Raw genomic sequence first — 17,443 nt, forward strand, 5'->3', positions numbered from 1 at the left:
AATTCAAAAGCCTTCAGGTTTGCTTACCTGGAGGCTTTTCCTTTTTGATAAGCTCTTATACCCAATACCCACTGGAAAGACTTGCATTTTAACAGATTTAACCCCATCTTTATCTACCTGTTATCTTCTCAATATATCAACAGTCAGTTCATATATTGGCATTGTTCCACAATTCAAATGAAAAATAATGTTCGAAAGCGCCAACCAGGAATCCCTTTTATCGACCAAACCACATTTTGAAATTCTGGATGGGCTCAGGGGGCTTGCTGCCATCGCGGTTGTAATATTCCATTTCATGGAGATCGCCGTTCCGGATTATCGCAATAATCTCATTTCCCACGCCTACCTTGCTGTCGATTTCTTCTTCTGCCTCTCAGGCTTTGTCATTGCCTACGCTTATGACCAGAGAATTGCTAAAATCGGTATAGCACAGTTTTTCAAACTAAGGCTCATCCGCCTGCATCCCCTGGTTATTATAGGTTCGGTGATCGGTCTGCTGGTCTTTATATTCGACCCGTTTACCAACCTCTATCAGACCTATGCAGATAAAACATTACTGCTGTTCTTATCCTCATGCCTGATGATCCCGTATCCTGCAATACGTGAAAGGTTCTTTTGTCTTTTCCATCTGAACCCGCCAACATGGTCATTATTCTGGGAGTATATCGCCAATATCTTTTACGCCCTGATCCTTGTCCGTTTAGGAAATAAAATTCTCTGGCTGCTGACCGCCATAGCCGCCATCGTGCTGTTCTATGAATCAAAACAATCTCATTATCTGGGTGTAGGATGGGGCGGAGATAATGCTGCTGGCGGAGCTATAAGGGTAAGCTATTCATTCCTCGCCGGATTACTTATTTATAGGTCCGGATGGAATATCCGGTCAAAACTTGGGTTTATTCCAATAGGAATACTGCTGCTACTTGCCTTTATGATACCATTTTCTAAAACGTACAACTGGTTTGTAGATCCGCTGGTAGTAGTTTTCTATTTCCCCGTTCTTGTTATGCTTGGAGCCGGAGTTCAGGCCAATACTACAGGTCAGAAGATCTGTCAGTTCTCGGGAGATATCTCATATCCTATTTACATGATCCACTATCCCTTTATATGGCTGTTCATGAGCTATGTTGAAAAACATAAGCCTTCACTGGCCGTGATGTCCCTGATCACGGTAGTTGGCACCATTTCATTGATATTATTGGCATATCTGATATTGAAATACGTGGATGATCCACTCCGCAAATTCTTAAAGAACAGGAGACCGGCGCCCAATGTTGCCGGTTAACAGAATAAAAGAGCCCGTGCTTAGCACGGGCTCTTTTATTTTATCGCTGATTTTCAGGTTGTGCTATCCATTCAGCATACCTCGTATCACCCAGGTAAACAGCTGCAGACGGAGCCAATGTATCAGCTTCAATCAGAGCGCCTGAGTATAAAGCCTGCGCATCAGCAACAACGTCATAGCTTTTATGGGTTGCGGCAACATATTGCTTTATCCACGCCGTCATATCAAATTTCTCAGGGCCACCTATCTCCAGTATTTTATTAACGGGGCTGCCAGTCGCCGTTTTTGCCAGGAAAGCAGCCACGTCCCTGCTTGCAATAGGCTGAATATTGGCATCAGGTAAAACCACTTTCTCTCCAACGGTACCCATACAGACAATCCCACCGGCAAATTCAAAGAATTGTGTGGCATGCACAATAGTGTAAGGAATACCGGAAGCTTTTATCAGGTCTTCCTGTACTTGCTTAGCACGAAAATAACCGCTTGCCTGTAATTTCTGCGTACCTACCACAGAAAGGGCAATATGATGCTGTACACCAGCCTTCTTTTCTGCGGCCAGCAGGTTCCCGTTAGAAGTTTTAAAGAAGTTCATCACAGCGGTGTCTTCAAATGAAGGAGAGTTTGATACATCTACCACTACATCGGCATTTTGCAAAGCTCTCTCCAGGCCTTCTCCGGTAAGTGTATTCACACCGGTATTAGGAGAAGCAGCTACTACCTCGTTTCCGGTTTTCTGTAACAGACTTACTAACTGGCTACCGATAAGGCCGGTACCACCTATTACAACTATTTTCATCTCTTAAATTTTTTAGAGGTTATCGTATGGTGCAAAGATGAAAATAGCTGTATTGAAATAACTTAAGCTGGTTTAAGAAATGTATCCCGCCTCAAATTCCTTAAATGTCTCTAATGAAATACCTATATATGAAGCCAGAATGTGGCCGGGGATCCTTTGATATAATTCAGGGTAAGTATTTTTGAAATAACTATAGAAGTCCTCCTTTGAAATAGTAGCATAGATCTTCTGCTTATGCAAAGCCGCACCGTAAGCCCGTTGATGGATATTGTTAAAATACACCGCAAGCAACGGATAAGCCAATAGCAACGCATCATAATCTCTTTTACTGATAACCGCTACAGTAGTATCTTCAGTTGCGGCAATACCCAACGTAGCAGGCTTTACATCGGGAAAAGTCTTATAATCCGTAAGCCACCAGTTCTCTAATGCAAAATGAATAACATGCTTCTCTTCTGAATAAGTATAGTACAAATGAAGCATTCCCTGGCAAACAAAGAACAACCTCTCGCAAGACATATTCTCTGTCAGCAGCTCTTCATCTTTTTTAAACTCCTCAATAGAAAAATGTGGTATTATCCTGTCAATAGAATCCTTTAGCTCCGGTACTAACTTTAAGATATGGCTCTCTAAAACCTGTAACATGATCAATGCTTTTGTGTGGCTAATTTCTTTCTCAATTCACTAAGGTACTCTGGCGTAAAACCCAGAAAAGAAGCCAGGATCTTCTGGGGAATACGTTGCACAAAATCCGGATATAGCTGGCTGAAGAAAACGTAAAACTCATTTTTAGGAAGACGGGTAATATAATTTATCCTGAACAGGGAAGCTGTATAAGCCCGCTCATAAACTAACCGAAAGTACTTCTCCATTACCGGGTGTTCATTCAGCAGCCTTTGGTATCCTTTATAATCTATAGCCAGCACTTCGCTGGCTTCCAATGCCTGTATACTGAAGACTGCTTTCTTTCCTGTCTTAAATGCATCCAGGTCAGTCATCCACCAGTTTTCCAAAGCAAACTGAATAGTTTGTTCTACACCGTTATTATCCAGGAAATATAAACGTAAACAGCCCTTTACCACGAAATAGTAATACCCGCAGTTTTTCCCTTCCTCTAAAAGAACCTGCTTCTTTTTCACAGCATAAGATTCAAATGCAGCCATAATAGCTGGCTGATCAAATGCCGCATTATCAGTAATTCTGTTTATATGGTGAATGATGGGATGCATTTTACCTGTATGACGCAGCTAAAATACAAAATTAAGTGCTCATGCTCATGTTGCTAAATGGAAAAGACGGATCATGTAATCCGCCTTTTCTTATTCCGCTAATCTGGTAAACAATCCGCTCAACTCAACAGGCACAGTCACCATAGCATCATGGCCAGTATTTAATTCAAGGTAAGTCCATAAGGGATTACTCCGTGCTTCCCCGCTCATCTTTTTTATGATAGGAAGTTGCTTTTCGGTACAGGAAATATAAACAAGCGGCACATTGTTACCATAGGCATGTTTCAATGTCAGCTTCTGCGCAAAGGTATTGAACGGCTGGGGAGTAAGCCTTTCATTTACCCATTTAGCTTTGCCCTTGTCTGTCACTCCAAATTCTTCTGCAGGAATAATGGGTGCAATATTCTGTTTCTTCTCCACAAATTTTCCCATTGCAGTTTGCACTTCTTTAAATTGTGTAGAAAGAGGGCTTTCGCCATTATGTACGATCATCGCATCAAGAAAAACCAGTTTATTCAAACGGCCGGGAATACTATCTGCAACGCCCGCAATTACAGTACCCGCATAACTATGTCCCACTAAAACCACATTATGCAGATCTTCCATCTCTATAAAATTAATAATGTCTGTAATGTGCGTTTGCAGATTAATGCCCTCATTGATAACGTTCTTATGCTCACCCAAACCGCTCAGTGTTGGCGTATACGCACGGAATCCCTTTTCCCTCAACTGCCAGCTAACCTCCTGCCAGCACCAGCCGCCATGCCAGGCCCCATGCACCAGAACAAACACAGGTTTTCCGGATTGATGCTGCGCTGCCACCCCACTGGCTCCTACAAATAACAACACGATAAGTGTCACTAAGAAATACTTTACTAAACTCATTGTTTTCAATTTTAATACCTTTGAGCAAAAGTAAATCCGGTCAGAAATGCGAACAATAACTCACCCGAAAGTGAGTTACCCATCCTTAAATCCATCATCAATATGTCCAGTGAAATAAAGGAACTTTCAACAAATGTTGAGAACCTGCGCATACTGGCAGAAGCCTGTAATGTGAACGCCATTCTGGGTTGCATAGGGCTCCGCTGGAAAATGCAGGTCCTCTATTGTATTGCAAACGATGTTTACCAGTTCAGCAAACTGAAGAAGGTTTTCCCTACGCTTTCTGATCAGGTGCTGGGTAAAAGAATATTTGAATTGCAGGAGACGGAACTGATCGTCAAAACAGAAATTCCCAATACCGTTCCCCAACAGATTAAATATACAGTTACTGACAAAGGTAGAGAACTGTTAGGTATTGTTCTGGACTTACACCAGTGGGGAGAAAGATGGAAAAATCAGAAATAGCTTTATTTATGTGCTTTAAAACTTAAAATAACTTCGTATGCAAAAAGAGGAACCGACCATCCCATCCAGATGAGAGAAGGAGAAGTATCCTCTAAAGTACCAAACCCGGTCTTCAGCAAATATTTTAGTGTAAGACCGGAAATAATGAATGCCACCGTTACTATATAACTTCGTGTCATCCACTCCCGGTGTAGTTTAAATTTCCCTTGCAGGGCCGCCCTATAGGCTATAACAGTGGAAATGATCCAGACACTTACCCATACCTGCAACGAAAACGCATATGCCCAGTTCACATCGTATGCTGTAGTAAAACTGAGTATCATAGCACATACAGAGCTAAGTAGTATTGTCAGCAGATAGCCAATGCCCACCCACCTGTGCAGTTTAATATAGCGGGCCCTGAACCTGCTCCAGAATTGCATAGGCCCCAGTATCAACGCTCCGCCGCCTCCGGTAATATGAGCAATAAGCACCCACCTCAGTGGAAAATACTTACCAAGAGCTTCCGGCGTCAGCTCCAGGAAATGATCAGCATCGCTCATAAATGACCGGGTCAGGCCAAAGATGATTAACCAGAATACTACCTGTGGAACACTAATTAAACGGAACAGTGGTGTACGCAACGATCTCAGAAATTCAGACATTGTAAATACTTAAAAGGTGAATAATTGCCTGCAAATTCGGGAGATGGTCTTATTAAGAAAATAACCGGCATATTTTTCGGATACCGAATAACTTTTCGGTATGAACGGTCAGGCCGTTACCACATAGAAAAGTTAACTTTACTATTAAAAAAATGTACGAAAGAAAGATAAAAGAAGACCTTGACTGTGGCATCACCATAGCTATGAAAGTCTTTGGCGCCAAGTGGAAACCCTGTATCATCGACGCTATTGCCCGTGGCATCAGACGTCCAAGCGAGCTGCACCGCGAAATAGCGACTACCAGCCTCAGGGTGATTGAAATGCAGCTGAGCGAACTGGTAACTTACGGAGTGGTAACAAAGAAAATTTACACCGGTTTTCCTTTATGTGTAGAATACTTCCTGACCCCAATGGGCGAAAGTATATTACCCATCCTGGAGCAATTGAATGCCTGGGGCCTCAAAAACAAAGATGCTGTACAACAGGTCAACAATTATCAAAGCATTGAAAAGGATGCATTGAGCCAGTACAGTTCCATTTGCCAATAGCCGGAAAATAGTTGTTAAATTTTCGGTTGCAGGCCAGGGCAGGCTGGTCTATCTTTGGATAAAAGAAATAATAATGCTGACCAACGAAATAATGTATAAAGCCATTGTTGATAAAGACAGCAGCTTCGAAGGCACATTCTTCACAGCAGTTAAAACCACAGGCATATTCTGCAGACCTACCTGTACTGCCCGGAAGCCTAAACCTGAAAATGTTGAATTCTTTAAAACAACCAGTGAAGCCATACAAAAAGGATACAGGCCCTGCAAAGTTTGCAATCCACTGGCAAAAATAGGAGAAACACCAGTATTCATCCAGGATATCTTAAATGAATTAAATGCAGATCCATCCAAAAAATTCAAGGACTGGGACCTGCTTCAGAAAGGCATAGAACCCAGTGCTATAAGAAGATGGTTCCTGAAAAATCATGGCATCACATTTCACGCTTATCAGAGAATGTTCCGGCTGAATACCGCCTTTAAAAAGATGCAGGAAGGAGAAACCGTTTCCTCTGCTGCATTTGACACTGGCTATGAATCTTTAAGCGGCTTCGGAGATTCCTTCAGATCCGTTTTTGGCGTATCTCCCTCAAATACAAAAGGCAAACAGGTTATAGATATTACCAGACTTGAAACCCCTTTGGGAACCATGTTTGCCTGTGCAGTAGAACAAGGTATCTGCCTCCTGGAATTTACAGACAGGAAAATGCTGGAAACAGAATTGAAAGCCCTGGCAAAAAAACTAAATGCAACTATCATCCAGGGAGCTAACAAGCATTTTGATCAGCTGAAACAGGAGCTTACTGAATACTTTGAAGGCAGGAGAAAAACGTTTACGGTCCCCCTGTTTGCACCAGGCACTATATTTCAGCAGTCAGTATGGAACGCACTGCAGACAATCCCATATGGCACTACACGCTCTTATAAACAACAGGCAATAACTATCAATAGCCCTGAAGCTATCCGTGCCGTTGCCAATGCCAATGGCATGAACAGGCTCTCCATCCTCATTCCCTGTCACCGGGTAATTGGTGAAGACGGAAGCCTGACCGGCTATGGAGGCGGATTATTCAGAAAGAAATGGTTGCTTGACCTGGAAAGATCAAATAACCTATGATCTTTTCTAAACCTTCATTTAACATGTACATAATTACAGGTGGTCCCGGATCGGGCAAAAGTACCCTTATTAACGCGTTGACCGAAAGAGGTATACAATGTATGCCGGAAGCAGGAAGGGCTATTATACAGGATCAGCAAGCCATTGGCGGCCCTGCACTTCCATGGGTAGACCCAGGCAGTTTCGCTGAATTAATGTTAAGCTGGGATATACGCTCTTACAGAGAAGGGCTCAAATTACAGGGGCCGGTTATATTTGACAGAGGCATACCGGATGTTATGGGCTATCTCCGGTTGAATAGCCTGCCCGTGCCTCCGCATATTGAAAAAGCTACCCAGGTTTTCAGATACCATCCACAGATCTTCATCGCTCCACCCTGGCAGGAGATATTTGCTCAGGACAATGAAAGGAAACAATCCTTTGAAGAAGCCATAGCTACTTATCATGCTATGGTAAAAGTATATTCAGGCCTGAACTATGAAATATGCTACCTTCCCCTTTCCTCTGTCGAAGAACGCGTAGAATTTATAATGCAAAGAATCATTTCTTCTTCTTAGAAGGAGCCGCCTCTTTATTGAACTGGAGAGCAAGGTTCACCCAATGCAGCAATTCCTTTTTTGATGTCAGCTGCTCTTCATGAACAAAGCCAAATCCCGCCACAGTTTTTCCACCATGCACCATTGGTTCAAATCCATCCTCACCCAACGCTTTCTCAAAAGCCTCCGGCGAGATCCGCACCATGATCCGGTCGGCCTTTACTCCCACACACATCTTATCATCTACCATAAAGCATAGTCCTCCAAACATTTTCCGTTCTTCTACCTTATCAGTGGCTGATGCAATGATCTCCCTGACACGGTCAGCTATTCTCTCATTGTAGGGCATAACAGATATTGTTTCTCAAATAAAAGACTTTTCTTAATAAGAAACGCCTACAACAATATGAGATTTGGCTAAATCTGCTTCCCTATAACGGCTCATCTTTGCAGAAACAAAAAAGCAACATGAAAATTACAGTAACAGGGTCTACCGGGAATATCAGTAAACCGCTCACAAAAGTGCTGGTACAACAAGGGCATGAAGTTACCGTTATCAGCAGTAACCCTGATAAACAGCAAGACATTGAAGCATTGGGAGCCATTGCCGCCATCGGTACAATAGAAGATATTGCTTTCCTTACAAACGCCTTCACGGGCGCAGATGCAGTCTACTGTATGGTACCACCTGTTGGGTACACTGAGCCTGACTGTATAGCATACTATAGCAGGATTGCCCGTAAATATGCACAGGCTATTCAACTGTCAGGTGTAAAGCGCGTAGTCCATCTCAGCAGTTTTGGCGCTCATCTGGATAAAGGTACCGGCATCATTCTCGGCGCCCATCACGCCGAGGTTATCTTGAATCAGCTACCAGGCATAAATATTACACATATGAGGCCTACTTATTTCTATTACAATTTGTTTAGCTTTATAGAAATGATAAAACATAGAAGTGTCATTGCAGCCAACTATGGTGGCGCTGATAAGATTGAGCTGGTATCTCCTGCAGATATTGCCGTTGCCATTGCAGAAGAGCTAACAACAACGGTGACCACCAGCGGGAAAGTGCGTTATGTAGTCAGTGATGAGCGTACCGGTCATGAAATTGCCAGTGTTTTAGGAGCAGCTATAGGAAAACCGGATTTAAAGTGGGCCATTATCAGCAATGAAGAAATGCAGGCAGGAATGGAAGCCCATGGTGTCCCCTCATTACTTGCAGCTGGTTTGACAGAGATGTTTGCAAGCCTCCATGATGGTACAATGGCAGAGGACTTCCACCTGAATAAACCAGCAGTAACAGGCAAAGTAAAGCTGACAGACTTCGCAGAAGACTTTGCCGCAGCCTTTAAACAAAAGTAAAAATATTGACACATGGCCGGCGTACAACCTTACCTTATTAAAACGATCAGCGAATATCACCAGCTTAGAAATTTACCTAGGCCCCAGCATCCGCTTGTCAGTGTCATCAATTTTGAAGACATTAAACCAGGGAAGGATGATGAGCCTAAAAACCTGACGCAACATTTCTATTCCATTGCATTAAAAAGAATGGTAAATGGCAGGGTGAAATACGGCCAGCAGGAATATGATTTTAATGAAGGTGTATTGTTCTTCATTGCACCCGGCCAGGTCTATTCTATAGATGCCCGGGAGGACTTCCAACATTCCGGATGGTTAATACTTATCCATCCGGATTTCTTATGGAATACTCCCTTGGCAAAAATAATAAGGCAATACGAATATTTCAGCTACTCAGTAAATGAAGCTTTGTTCCTTTCAGAAAAAGAAGAAACAACAGTTACAAACATCATTCTTAATATTGAACAGGAATACAATTCAAACATTGACAAATTCAGCCAGCGAGTCATTCTTGCCCAACTGGAACTATTACTCACCTATGCTGAAAGGTTCTATCACCGTCAGTTCATCACCCGTAAAATAATCAATCATTCCATACTGAGCCGCCTGGAAGATATTCTTGAGAAGTATTTCAATAGCGATGATCTTGCAAAAAAAGGACTGCCTGCCGTTCAATATATCGCAGACTTATTAAACGTATCTCCCGGTTATTTAAGCGGCCTGCTTAAAGTATTGACAGGACAAAGCACCCAGCAACATATACATGATAAACTGATTGAAAAAGCAAAAGAGAAATTATCTATCACCAGTTTGTCTGTAAGTGAAATAGCTTATGAACTGGGGTTTGAGCACCCACAATCATTCAGTAAACTGTTTAAAACGAAAACCAACGTTTCGCCTTCTGAATTCAGGCAGTCTTTCAACTGATCATAATATGGTCCTGAAGAAATTATTCCGTCACCACAACTTATATTTGCAATAATCATTACCGCTATGTCACAGTTCCCCTCGCACCTCGTCCCTGCCATTGAAACAGCCTTTCAACAGGTTTTTAACACTACTGAAGTTACTGACATCTCATTACTGGCTGGTGGATTATCAGCCTCTTCAGTCTATAAAATTGTTGTACAGGACCGGCCTTACGTACTTAAGCTGGATACCGGTCTTCCTGCAAACCGCGCCACCAATCTGGCGCTTGCAGCAGCTGCAGGCATTGCACCTTCATTACATTACCAGGATACAACAACTGGTATTTCCATTAGTGACCTTATAGCCGGCAAACCTATACGCACCGTTTTTACACCGGAAATATTAACAGGCAAACTCGCCAATACTATCAAAGCCATTCACGCAGTACCTTGTCATAACGGAGGGGATGATCTGCTGACAGCCATCGACGGCATGGTCAACAGCTTCAGACAAACCGGCATGCTATCAGGACCTGTATTTGACGAATGTTTCAGACATTATGAAATAATAAGGAACAAATATCCCTGGCAGGACACAGATAAAGTATTCAGTCATAACGATCTTAATCCCAATAATATCTTATGCGATGGTGAGAGGATATGGATCATAGACTGGGATACCGCCTTCTTAAACGACCGTTATGTTGATCTGGCGAACGCAGCTAATTTCTTCGTTCATTCTGAAGAACAGGAAAAGCTACTCCTGGATGTCTACTTTAACTATACTACAGACGATTATAAAAAGGCTCGCTTTTATATTATGCGTCAGCTTTGCAGGATTATTTATGCTATGCTGATGTTCAGATTGGCGGCACAAGGCAAAACCGCAGACCACAAACATAACCAGGACATGGAAGGCATCAGTCTGAAAGAATTCGGGGCACTGATGGGAGCAGGGAAGCTGTCTCTGGCCTCCTATGAAGGCCAGCTTATGTATGGGAAAGCCTTGTTAAATAAAGCAGTGCACCAGATGAGGTCCTCCCGTTTTACTGCTTCACTTGCACAATTGGGATAATTATTTAAACACCGGCAAATTCTTCATCACATTGCTTTTCCTATGTGCTAATCCCCACCTGATCATCGCTTCCAGCACATCATGCAGCTGCTCGCCGGAAGGAGTGATCTCATATTCTATAGTAACAGGTGTTGTATCATAAACTGTTCTCTTGACAATACCGTTCATTTCCAGGTCTTTTAACTCCTGCGATAACATACGTGGCGTGATCTTCGGTATCTCCCGCTCTATTTCCTTGAACCTCTTTTTGCCAAAGAGCAATACCGCGATTATCGGCATTTTCCACTTTCCCTGGATGGCATTAAGCGTATCATTTATAGCCAGGACATATGAAGTAGGACACTTCTTTACAAATTCTACTTTCTTCAACAACTCCATAATTATCTCATTTTAAGTCAGATATAATTCTATATAGTGCTATAGTTTTGTATAGCGCTATACTTTTAATAGCAAATGTAGAATAAGTTTGCAGAAAAATGAGCAATATGATCTTAATAACAGGAGCAACAGGAGTTTTAGGTAAAGAGACTATTAACTTTCTTTTGAAAAAAGGATACCCGGCAGGAAACATTATAGCCCTGGTACGGGACGACAGCAAAGCGGCAGACCTGAAAGCCAGTGGCGTAGTTACCATTTCCGGCAACTATGACAATTACAATTCACTGCTGTCAGCCATGAAAGGCGTTGAAAAAGTGCTGCTGGTATCAGGCAATGATGTGGTAAAGAGAGGCTCCCAGCATGAAAATGTTGTAAAAGCCGCGAAGGAATCTGGTGTAAAACACATCTTATATACCAGTTTTCACAGGAAAAATGAAACTGAGACATCACCCATTGCCTTTGTAGCCCAGTCTCATATTCACACAGAGAATATCATTAAAAGCAGCGGACTGACCTATACCATCCTGCGCAACAACATATACCTGGATATGCTCCCTGTCTTCCTCGGAAAAGTGCTGGAAACAGGTGTCTTCTACCCCGCAGGCGATGCAAAATCAGCCTTTGCCTCCAGGAATGATATGGCGGAAGCTACCGCCAATATACTGGCCGGACAAGGACACGAGAATAAAGAATACAATCTGTCCAACACAGAGAATATCTCCTTCCAGGATGTGGCAGATATATTGAATGCGATAACCGGAAAAACTATCAGCTACCTGAACCCGGATAGCACCACATACCAGAAAGCACTGGCTGAAGCAGAAGTACCGGCTGAATACATTGGCTTTTTTGCAGGCTTTGCAGAAGCAATAAAGCAAGGAGAGTTTGCATCGGGTAACACCGACCTGGAAAAGCTGCTTGGAAGAAAACCCACATCAGCAAAAGAGTTTCTGACAAATGTTTATAAATAAGTTTATATAGGACAGGATACAAAACAAAAGGACAAACAGCTTTGTTTGTCCTTTCTCTTTTCAGAAGAATAAAACTTATTGTAGTGTAATATGTTTCAGTTTTAGCCTGTCGACTACCTCATGACTAAGCCCCAATGCATTTAACCGTTCAGTATATAATTCCTGCTGCTGTACATTTCCCATAGCCCTGGCCAGTTCAATCCTTAATATCAACGCTTCTGCAACATCCTCCTGGCTTTCAGCACCGTTGCGTTTGAGTGCCGCATCCAGGGTCCTGGCCGCGGCCATATCATCGTTCTTGTAGTCACGAAACCTGACAGCCGTAGCTATTGCTTTCCGAAGAGGGCTCTGGTCCTTATCATCTGCCTTTTCCCATGTCTCACTATCCTGTTCTCCATAACTGATAAATATAACAGAGTTGCCGGAAACATCTGTTAAAGTAAAACGGGTAGTACCCGGCTTCATCCTGGATATCCGGGGAATGCCGGAATGCGGTACTTTACCCAGCGTACTTTTTATCTGCGCCGCAAAATCCTTATATACTTCTTCTGCGTCAGATACCATCATCAGGCAGCCTCCATAGAAATTTTTTGACGCATCCATTCCTTTCAGCTGATGAAAGTGTAATCCATAGGCACCTCTTTCAACAACTGCATATCCATAAGGACGGGTTTGCTTATAGGTTATATCAAACCCTAAAGATGTCCAGAAGCGCAGGGTATCTTCCAATGAAACGCAATGTAATACAGGAACAGGGAGCCATTCTCTCTGATTTTTTATATTATCCATACCGGGAGGTTTTGTTCGGGGCAAACCTAGATACTTTAAACCTGAGGGCCATGTTTATATACTTTTTTGTATATAAAGGAGATCCCCTCCCGGACAAAAACTACCTTCGTATTATGAAAGAATTTCTTCATCAGCAACGCCATTACTACAGCCCTGTTGAATTTGCCATGGCCCATATAGGCGGCACCTGGAAAATGCCTATACTGTTAGCGCTCAGGCAAGGCCCGGTGCGTTACGGTATCCTGAAAAGTTCCATCCCTCATATTTCCGATAAAATGCTTATTACCCAGTTAAGAGAACTGGAAGAAAAGAAAATGGTGACCCGGCATACTTATATCGAAAAGCCTCCCAGGGTGGAATACCAGTTAACATCAAGAGCGGAAAAGGCTTTCCCTGTTATAGATCTCCTGGCGGAATACGGCTGTTTTCTGGCCAGAGAAGAAGGTTGTTTACAATAGCAGCTCAGGCATTTGCCCAGGTACCGTTAGCAGCTACTTCCTTTACATAAGCAGAAAAATCTTTGGGTTTCCTGTCCAGCGCCTGTTCTACACCATGGCTCACGGTTGTATTCCGGCCATCCAGTATCTCTGAGAACAGGTAATTCAGTAAGTTAATGACATCCTCTGGCACCTGGCATTCTCCATTTTTTTTTCTTCAAAATTTAAATGGACGAACAGGCATAAATAGAACAAAACCGACAAGCTTTATTTTTTAGTGTACATCTATACCGTTAAAATATATCTCGGTAATCGCTGTATCATCATATTTTTCTCCCTTATACACTTCCATTATCTCAAATTTCATGGTCCACCAGGGCAGGGTAGATAGCTTCTCCATATCATCCCTGTTCCCATTGCCGATAGGAGAAAATGTAAACGTCTGTTCCTTCCGGGTATCTGCCAGGTTCAGGATGGCAAAGGGCTTTCCGTTAAGATACATCTTCAGTTTTTTCACACGGGAATTGTCCTTCCATGCTCGCTCACTTTTTACATAACCGTTTACGATGATGATATCTGTAATACGCGGGTTTTCCGGTGGAAAATGATACTCCAGGTATTCCCCGATGCCATAACCGGGCACTCCTTCCACCCAGGCCGTCTTATAGCTCAGATCGTGAGAATTACCTGCTGTATAGGTAAGTTGTCCTGAAGCAGTAAGCGCTGAGGAAGCTGTTGCGGTATCCAGCCCGCCGCCGCAATACCAGCTGCAACCACTGCCCAGTATATCCCAGTAACCCTGTTCTTCTTCTCCGGTGTAGCTGTCATATAGCTTCTTATCCTGTGCCGAAAGCTTATCATAATCAGCAGGCGTAGCTACCTTGTTCCAGAGCTCTTCATATTTCTTCTGGAGCTTATTAAATTCTACTTCTCCCTCAGGGCTTTTATCTATCAGTGCCCCAAGCTCAGGGCTCATTTCTTTTATAGCTTGCCCCGTTGCAGTAAGGGATGTAACAACAAATAACAGAATCAGCAGGCGTTGCATATGTATAGGACTTTATTTATTCAGTGTATTTCTGACCAGCTTACGGACCCCGTCATGAAAATAATATACCCTGTTCATATCAGAAGGGTCCAGCGCTATATTCTCCAATATGACAATATAAGTCTTTGTTGCGGGGTAATAAATATTTGAAGTGATAAAGCCTGGTACATATCCGTTCATACTCAGTTCAGGAATGTTATCAAGACTATCTACCTGTATGCCCAACCCATATTTTACATCTCCCCACCTGTGAGAGCGTAATACGGGATCAACGCTCATCAGAGCGTAAAGGCTGTCTGCCAGTAGTTTGCCGTTGTGCAGGTGATAGTTCCATTTCATCAGGTCGCCGGCTGTAGATATAAGGCCTGCTGCAGGCACGCTCATAACAGGGAGGTCCATCATGTCCAGTATCCTGGCTTCTTCTGTCAGTTTATCCCTTTCCTGTTCAACATATCCCTTCACGAGAGATTTCCTCCCACTTTTTTTATAGGCATCAGGCGTCATTGTTTCACTCATACTACACTGTTTGAAGAGCGCTGTAACAAGTTCTTCATAAGATTTGCCGGATACCTTTCCCACTATCTGTCCCAGTATATTGTAATTCAGGTTGGAATAGGCAAACCGGCTGCCTGGAGTAGCCGCCAGGGGCTTCTTCCAACCGGTAATGCCGGATATATGTTTGAGCAGCTGGCGTACAGTAACAGAGTCCTTCCAGCTTTCAGAGAAGTCCGGCAGATAGTTGCCAATGGTTCTGTCCAGCTGTATCCTGCCGGCCTGTACCTCACGCAATACCAGCACTGCCGTGAACTGTTTGCTGACAGAACCTATCATGAACTGGTCATTCCAGCGAACAGGCGTTTTCTTATCAAGATCGCTGAAGCCCTGCCGCCTTTTATAGATCTCCTTACCATTTTTTGAGATCAGGACCACTCCATTGAATGCCCGTGGTTTATCCTGGTTAAGTACTGAATCAAGAGAAACATATAGTCTTTCCTGGGCAAAGGTATTATAACTGAATAAGGAGAAAATAACGAAAGTTAACAGGCGCTTCATTGATGTGAAAGGGTTGAGGCGCAAAGATACTTATTAAATAATGAGCTCAGCAACTCAGACTTCCGCATGCACAGCAACCCTGTTCCCTTCCGTATCCGTAAATATGGCTATATATCCCGCAGGTATCTGCTTACGCGGCACCAGCACTTTCCCGCCCGCCGGTTCAATCCTGTCTATAACGGTCTGTATATCCGGGCTGGCATTCAAATAAACCAATATCCCTTCCTGTGATGGCTTACTGTTTTCTGACCTGACAAGCGCCCCTGTTACCCGGCCTGAGGTGGCCTGTATTACACCCGGTACAGAAGGAAAGAATGTCAGCTCTTCATTTGTTTCTTCCATCTGTACCGTTCGCATTTTAATGTCCAGTATGGTTTCATAGAATGTCCTTGCACGGTCTGAATCTATAACCGGAATTTCGAACCAGGTGATCACGTTAGTGTGTTCACTGATCTTTTTTAGCTTCTGCATGGTCTTTATTTTTTTTAGTAAGTCACAAAGATCATGCAGGGCCTTCATCCCGGCCTGTGACTATCGTCACAATCTTCTTTTACGAACACGGCTAAGGGTTTCACGGGCTATGCCCAGGTAGGAAGACAGGTCCGTCAACGATACTCTTTGCAGCAGATGGGGTTGATTTTGCTCAAGGTATTCATAACGTTCCTGCGTAGTATAAAGTTTAAATATGTTAGCATGCTCTTCAAGACGTGAAGCCGTCAGCCGTAAACATTTTCTTCCCAGGGTTTCAATTTCAGGCCATTGCGCTGCAGCTTCAAACAATTTCTGCCGGTCAAACACTACAGTGGTCAACGGTTCACAGGCCTGTATATTATAAGTTGATCTCTCCCCACTGGCAAAGCTGTTGATGTTGGTAGCCACCTCCCCTTCAAAACAGAAAGCAGTATTCTTTTCTACACCGTCTTTATCATAGTAGCTTTTGCAATATCCCTGCTCAATAAAGAAAAGGGAATGACACACCTCATTTTCTTTCAGCAGGAAATCATCTTTCCTGAATTCTCTTCTTGTAAGGACCGGCAACAGGACCTCCCAGCTTTTCTCTGAAAAGTCTGTCAGCGAATGTATGTAATTTAACAGGCGTTGCATAAGGCCTGTAAGTTATTGAATTAATGACGGCGCCACACCATATTGTTTTTTGAATACAAAAGAGAAATGTGACAGGTCTTCAAACCCAAGGTCAAGGTATACATCAGATACTGTCCTCTTTTTCTCTTTCAGAAGATAGTATGCTTCCTGCAGGCGTCTTTGCAGTAACCAGCGACTGGGGCTCATATGAAAGACCTTTTCAAAATCTCTTTTGAAAGTAGAAAGGCTACGGCCTGTCAGGTAAGCAAAACGCTTCAGTTCTACATTGAAGTGATAGTTTTTATTCATGTAAGCTTCCAGGTCTATCTTACCAGGCTCTGAAAAATCAAACAGGATATTCTTCAGATCAGGGTCTATCTGCAGTAATACCAGTAATGCCTCCTTCTGCTTCACTCTTAACAGGTCTTCCATTTTACCCTGCTTGAATAAATGTTCATATGCCAGCAGCGACTTCATAAAATCTGTCAGCACTCTGCCGCCGGAAAGATTTTTGAATGGAGGGGCTATCACATGCTGATCCATTTTACACCCCGTTTCCACACTAAAGTTTCTGAGTGTATCCTGCTCAAAATAAATCGAGAGAGACCTGAACTCCTTTCCTTCCGGAGGGTATTTCACAAACTTGGCCAGCTGGTTCCTGGAGAAGAAGTAGATATCGCCTTCAGTAAAGGTAAATGACTGCCTGCCATTATTCAGTTCCATTGCACCGGATAGAATATATCCCAGCGCATGTTCCGGAACAAATTGTTCACCCTCTCTGCTACGGGTATGATAGCAGGAATATTGTATGGGTAGTCTGTTCTCGCTTACCATATTCAT

24 protein-coding genes are annotated in these 17,443 nt (G+C 43.1%); 10 read left to right on the forward strand and 14 right to left on the reverse strand.

Translation table 11 applies throughout. The features are described 5' to 3' along the window. The first annotated feature begins 187 nt into the window (after positions 1 to 187). A complete protein-coding gene (locus GO493_RS00485; protein WP_157304106.1) occupies positions 188 to 1,285 on the forward strand; it encodes an acyltransferase family protein in 1,098 nt (365 codons plus the stop codon). Between the two features lie 40 nt (positions 1,286 to 1,325). On the opposite strand, the gene GO493_RS00490 is transcribed toward GO493_RS00485, so the two are convergent. From GO493_RS00490 to GO493_RS00505, 4 genes are all read right to left on the reverse strand, one after another. Further along, positions 1,326 to 2,081, reverse strand: a complete 756-nt coding sequence (locus GO493_RS00490; RefSeq protein WP_157304107.1) for an SDR family oxidoreductase — start codon at positions 2,079 to 2,081, stop codon at positions 1,326 to 1,328. 72 nt (positions 2,082 to 2,153) lie between these two features. Next, positions 2,154 to 2,726 (reverse strand): Crp/Fnr family transcriptional regulator, encoded by a 573-nt coding sequence (locus GO493_RS00495; protein ID WP_157304108.1) that lies wholly within the window; start codon positions 2,724 to 2,726, stop codon positions 2,154 to 2,156. A gap of 2 nt (positions 2,727 to 2,728) precedes the next feature. After that, on the reverse strand, positions 2,729 to 3,310 hold the full coding sequence (locus GO493_RS00500; RefSeq protein ID WP_157304109.1) for a Crp/Fnr family transcriptional regulator: 582 nt from the start codon (positions 3,308 to 3,310) through the stop codon (positions 2,729 to 2,731). 90 nt (positions 3,311 to 3,400) lie between these two features. Beyond that, complete coding sequence (locus GO493_RS00505) at positions 3,401 to 4,195, reverse strand: alpha/beta hydrolase (protein WP_157304110.1); 795 nt, start codon at positions 4,193 to 4,195, stop codon at positions 3,401 to 3,403. A 102-nt stretch (positions 4,196 to 4,297) separates the two neighbouring features. Between GO493_RS00505 and GO493_RS00510 the strand changes: the two genes are divergently transcribed. Further along, positions 4,298 to 4,660 (forward strand): winged helix-turn-helix transcriptional regulator, encoded by a 363-nt coding sequence (locus GO493_RS00510; protein ID WP_157304111.1) that lies wholly within the window; start codon positions 4,298 to 4,300, stop codon positions 4,658 to 4,660. Positions 4,661 to 4,662: 2 nt separating this feature from the next. Here the strand turns inward: GO493_RS00510 and GO493_RS00515 are convergent, their stop codons facing one another. Beyond that, the gene (locus GO493_RS00515) at positions 4,663 to 5,304 is read right to left on the reverse strand and encodes a DUF2306 domain-containing protein (protein ID WP_157304112.1); all 642 of its coding nucleotides are present in this window, start codon (positions 5,302 to 5,304) and stop codon (positions 4,663 to 4,665) included. A gap of 152 nt (positions 5,305 to 5,456) precedes the next feature. Between GO493_RS00515 and GO493_RS00520 the strand changes: the two genes are divergently transcribed. The 3 genes from GO493_RS00520 (at position 5,457) to GO493_RS00530 (ending at position 7,523) form a co-directional block, all read left to right on the forward strand. After that, complete coding sequence (locus tag GO493_RS00520; RefSeq protein ID WP_157304113.1) at positions 5,457 to 5,852, forward strand: winged helix-turn-helix transcriptional regulator; 396 nt, start codon at positions 5,457 to 5,459, stop codon at positions 5,850 to 5,852. 73 nt (positions 5,853 to 5,925) lie between these two features. Further along, on the forward strand, positions 5,926 to 6,966 hold the full coding sequence (locus tag GO493_RS00525; protein ID WP_157304114.1) for a bifunctional transcriptional activator/DNA repair enzyme AdaA: 1,041 nt from the start codon (positions 5,926 to 5,928) through the stop codon (positions 6,964 to 6,966). Between the two features lie 23 nt (positions 6,967 to 6,989). Further along, positions 6,990 to 7,523 (forward strand): AAA family ATPase, encoded by a 534-nt coding sequence (locus GO493_RS00530; RefSeq protein ID WP_232538708.1) that lies wholly within the window; start codon positions 6,990 to 6,992, stop codon positions 7,521 to 7,523. On the opposite strand, the gene GO493_RS00535 is transcribed toward GO493_RS00530, so the two are convergent. Continuing rightward, the gene (locus tag GO493_RS00535) at positions 7,507 to 7,851 is read right to left on the reverse strand and encodes a TfoX/Sxy family protein (RefSeq protein WP_157304116.1); all 345 of its coding nucleotides are present in this window, start codon (positions 7,849 to 7,851) and stop codon (positions 7,507 to 7,509) included. The genes GO493_RS00530 and GO493_RS00535 overlap by 17 nt on opposite strands. A gap of 119 nt (positions 7,852 to 7,970) precedes the next feature. Here GO493_RS00535 and GO493_RS00540 point away from each other — a divergent pair, with 119 nt between their 5' ends. From GO493_RS00540 to GO493_RS00550, 3 genes are all read left to right on the forward strand, one after another. Next, positions 7,971 to 8,864 carry an NmrA family NAD(P)-binding protein gene (locus GO493_RS00540; protein WP_157304117.1) on the forward strand — a complete coding sequence of 298 codons (894 nt, stop codon included), beginning with the start codon at positions 7,971 to 7,973 and terminating at the stop codon, positions 8,862 to 8,864. Positions 8,865 to 8,876: 12 nt separating this feature from the next. Continuing rightward, positions 8,877 to 9,791, forward strand: coding sequence for a helix-turn-helix domain-containing protein (locus tag GO493_RS00545; RefSeq protein ID WP_157304118.1), 915 nt, complete (start codon positions 8,877 to 8,879; stop codon positions 9,789 to 9,791). Positions 9,792 to 9,857: 66 nt separating this feature from the next. Continuing rightward, entirely contained in the window at positions 9,858 to 10,847 is a 990-nt protein-coding gene (locus GO493_RS00550) for a phosphotransferase (protein ID WP_157304119.1), read from the forward strand. Here the strand turns inward: GO493_RS00550 and GO493_RS00555 are convergent, their stop codons facing one another. After that, complete coding sequence (locus GO493_RS00555) at positions 10,848 to 11,225, reverse strand: winged helix-turn-helix transcriptional regulator (RefSeq protein ID WP_157304120.1); 378 nt, start codon at positions 11,223 to 11,225, stop codon at positions 10,848 to 10,850. 107 nt (positions 11,226 to 11,332) lie between these two features. Here GO493_RS00555 and GO493_RS00560 point away from each other — a divergent pair, with 107 nt between their 5' ends. Beyond that, entirely contained in the window at positions 11,333 to 12,196 is an 864-nt protein-coding gene (locus GO493_RS00560) for an SDR family oxidoreductase (RefSeq protein ID WP_157304121.1), read from the forward strand. Between the two features lie 75 nt (positions 12,197 to 12,271). Here GO493_RS00560 and GO493_RS00565 read toward each other — a convergent pair whose 3' ends face one another. Next, positions 12,272 to 12,985: a VOC family protein gene (locus tag GO493_RS00565; RefSeq protein WP_157304122.1), complete on the reverse strand. Its 714-nt coding sequence runs from the start codon at positions 12,983 to 12,985 to the stop codon at positions 12,272 to 12,274. 113 nt (positions 12,986 to 13,098) lie between these two features. Between GO493_RS00565 and GO493_RS00570 the strand changes: the two genes are divergently transcribed. Beyond that, a complete protein-coding gene (locus tag GO493_RS00570) occupies positions 13,099 to 13,443 on the forward strand; it encodes a winged helix-turn-helix transcriptional regulator (protein WP_157305201.1) in 345 nt (114 codons plus the stop codon). Between the two features lie 4 nt (positions 13,444 to 13,447). On the opposite strand, the gene GO493_RS00575 is transcribed toward GO493_RS00570, so the two are convergent. From GO493_RS00575 to GO493_RS00600, 6 genes are all read right to left on the reverse strand, one after another. Next, the gene (locus GO493_RS00575; protein WP_157304123.1) at positions 13,448 to 13,615 is read right to left on the reverse strand and encodes a hypothetical protein; all 168 of its coding nucleotides are present in this window, start codon (positions 13,613 to 13,615) and stop codon (positions 13,448 to 13,450) included. Between the two features lie 81 nt (positions 13,616 to 13,696). Further along, a complete protein-coding gene (locus GO493_RS00580; RefSeq protein WP_157304124.1) occupies positions 13,697 to 14,467 on the reverse strand; it encodes an NADase-type glycan-binding domain-containing protein in 771 nt (256 codons plus the stop codon). A gap of 12 nt (positions 14,468 to 14,479) precedes the next feature. Further along, positions 14,480 to 15,520, reverse strand: coding sequence for a serine hydrolase domain-containing protein (locus tag GO493_RS00585; protein WP_157304125.1), 1,041 nt, complete (start codon positions 15,518 to 15,520; stop codon positions 14,480 to 14,482). A 54-nt stretch (positions 15,521 to 15,574) separates the two neighbouring features. After that, the gene (locus GO493_RS00590) at positions 15,575 to 15,991 is read right to left on the reverse strand and encodes a VOC family protein (protein ID WP_157304126.1); all 417 of its coding nucleotides are present in this window, start codon (positions 15,989 to 15,991) and stop codon (positions 15,575 to 15,577) included. 66 nt (positions 15,992 to 16,057) lie between these two features. Then, positions 16,058 to 16,624 carry a Crp/Fnr family transcriptional regulator gene (locus GO493_RS00595; protein WP_157304127.1) on the reverse strand — a complete coding sequence of 189 codons (567 nt, stop codon included), beginning with the start codon at positions 16,622 to 16,624 and terminating at the stop codon, positions 16,058 to 16,060. A 12-nt stretch (positions 16,625 to 16,636) separates the two neighbouring features. Continuing rightward, positions 16,637 to 17,437, reverse strand: coding sequence for an AraC family transcriptional regulator (locus GO493_RS00600; RefSeq protein WP_157304128.1), 801 nt, complete (start codon positions 17,435 to 17,437; stop codon positions 16,637 to 16,639). Positions 17,438 to 17,443: the final 6 nt, after the last annotated feature.

Source organism: Chitinophaga tropicalis, from assembly GCF_009758205.1.
GTDB lineage: Bacteria > Bacteroidota > Bacteroidia > Chitinophagales > Chitinophagaceae > Chitinophaga > Chitinophaga tropicalis.

Bases quoted from the DNA above. Each gene is read 5' to 3' on its own strand.
- GO493_RS00490 (WP_157304107.1), bottom strand. From the start codon at position 2,081: ATGAAAATAGTTGTAATAGGTGGTACCGGCCTTATCGGTAGCCAGTTA.
- GO493_RS00550 (WP_157304119.1), top strand. From the start codon at position 9,858: ATGTCACAGTTCCCCTCGCACCTCGTCCCTGCCATTGAAACAGCCTTT.
- GO493_RS00560 (WP_157304121.1), top strand. From the start codon at position 11,333: ATGATCTTAATAACAGGAGCAACAGGAGTTTTAGGTAAAGAGACTATT.
- GO493_RS00565 (WP_157304122.1), bottom strand. From the start codon at position 12,985: ATGGATAATATAAAAAATCAGAGAGAATGGCTCCCTGTTCCTGTATTA.
- GO493_RS00520 (WP_157304113.1), top strand. From the start codon at position 5,457: ATGTACGAAAGAAAGATAAAAGAAGACCTTGACTGTGGCATCACCATA.
- GO493_RS00505 (WP_157304110.1), bottom strand. From the start codon at position 4,195: ATGAGTTTAGTAAAGTATTTCTTAGTGACACTTATCGTGTTGTTATTT.
- GO493_RS00485 (WP_157304106.1), top strand. From the start codon at position 188: ATGTTCGAAAGCGCCAACCAGGAATCCCTTTTATCGACCAAACCACAT.
- GO493_RS00510 (WP_157304111.1), top strand. From the start codon at position 4,298: ATGTCCAGTGAAATAAAGGAACTTTCAACAAATGTTGAGAACCTGCGC.
- GO493_RS00500 (WP_157304109.1), bottom strand. From the start codon at position 3,310: ATGCATCCCATCATTCACCATATAAACAGAATTACTGATAATGCGGCA.
- GO493_RS00600 (WP_157304128.1), bottom strand. From the start codon at position 17,437: ATGGTAAGCGAGAACAGACTACCCATACAATATTCCTGCTATCATACC.
- GO493_RS00535 (WP_157304116.1), bottom strand. From the start codon at position 7,851: ATGCCCTACAATGAGAGAATAGCTGACCGTGTCAGGGAGATCATTGCA.
- GO493_RS00585 (WP_157304125.1), bottom strand. From the start codon at position 15,520: ATGAAGCGCCTGTTAACTTTCGTTATTTTCTCCTTATTCAGTTATAAT.
- GO493_RS00555 (WP_157304120.1), bottom strand. From the start codon at position 11,225: ATGGAGTTGTTGAAGAAAGTAGAATTTGTAAAGAAGTGTCCTACTTCA.
- GO493_RS00595 (WP_157304127.1), bottom strand. From the start codon at position 16,624: ATGCAACGCCTGTTAAATTACATACATTCGCTGACAGACTTTTCAGAG.
- GO493_RS00540 (WP_157304117.1), top strand. From the start codon at position 7,971: ATGAAAATTACAGTAACAGGGTCTACCGGGAATATCAGTAAACCGCTC.
- GO493_RS00590 (WP_157304126.1), bottom strand. From the start codon at position 15,991: ATGCAGAAGCTAAAAAAGATCAGTGAACACACTAACGTGATCACCTGG.
- GO493_RS00495 (WP_157304108.1), bottom strand. From the start codon at position 2,726: ATGTTACAGGTTTTAGAGAGCCATATCTTAAAGTTAGTACCGGAGCTA.
- GO493_RS00570 (WP_157305201.1), top strand. From the start codon at position 13,099: ATGAAAGAATTTCTTCATCAGCAACGCCATTACTACAGCCCTGTTGAA.
- GO493_RS00530 (WP_232538708.1), top strand. From the start codon at position 6,990: ATGTACATAATTACAGGTGGTCCCGGATCGGGCAAAAGTACCCTTATT.
- GO493_RS00580 (WP_157304124.1), bottom strand. From the start codon at position 14,467: ATGCAACGCCTGCTGATTCTGTTATTTGTTGTTACATCCCTTACTGCA.
- GO493_RS00525 (WP_157304114.1), top strand. From the start codon at position 5,926: ATGCTGACCAACGAAATAATGTATAAAGCCATTGTTGATAAAGACAGC.
- GO493_RS00515 (WP_157304112.1), bottom strand. From the start codon at position 5,304: ATGTCTGAATTTCTGAGATCGTTGCGTACACCACTGTTCCGTTTAATT.
- GO493_RS00545 (WP_157304118.1), top strand. From the start codon at position 8,877: ATGGCCGGCGTACAACCTTACCTTATTAAAACGATCAGCGAATATCAC.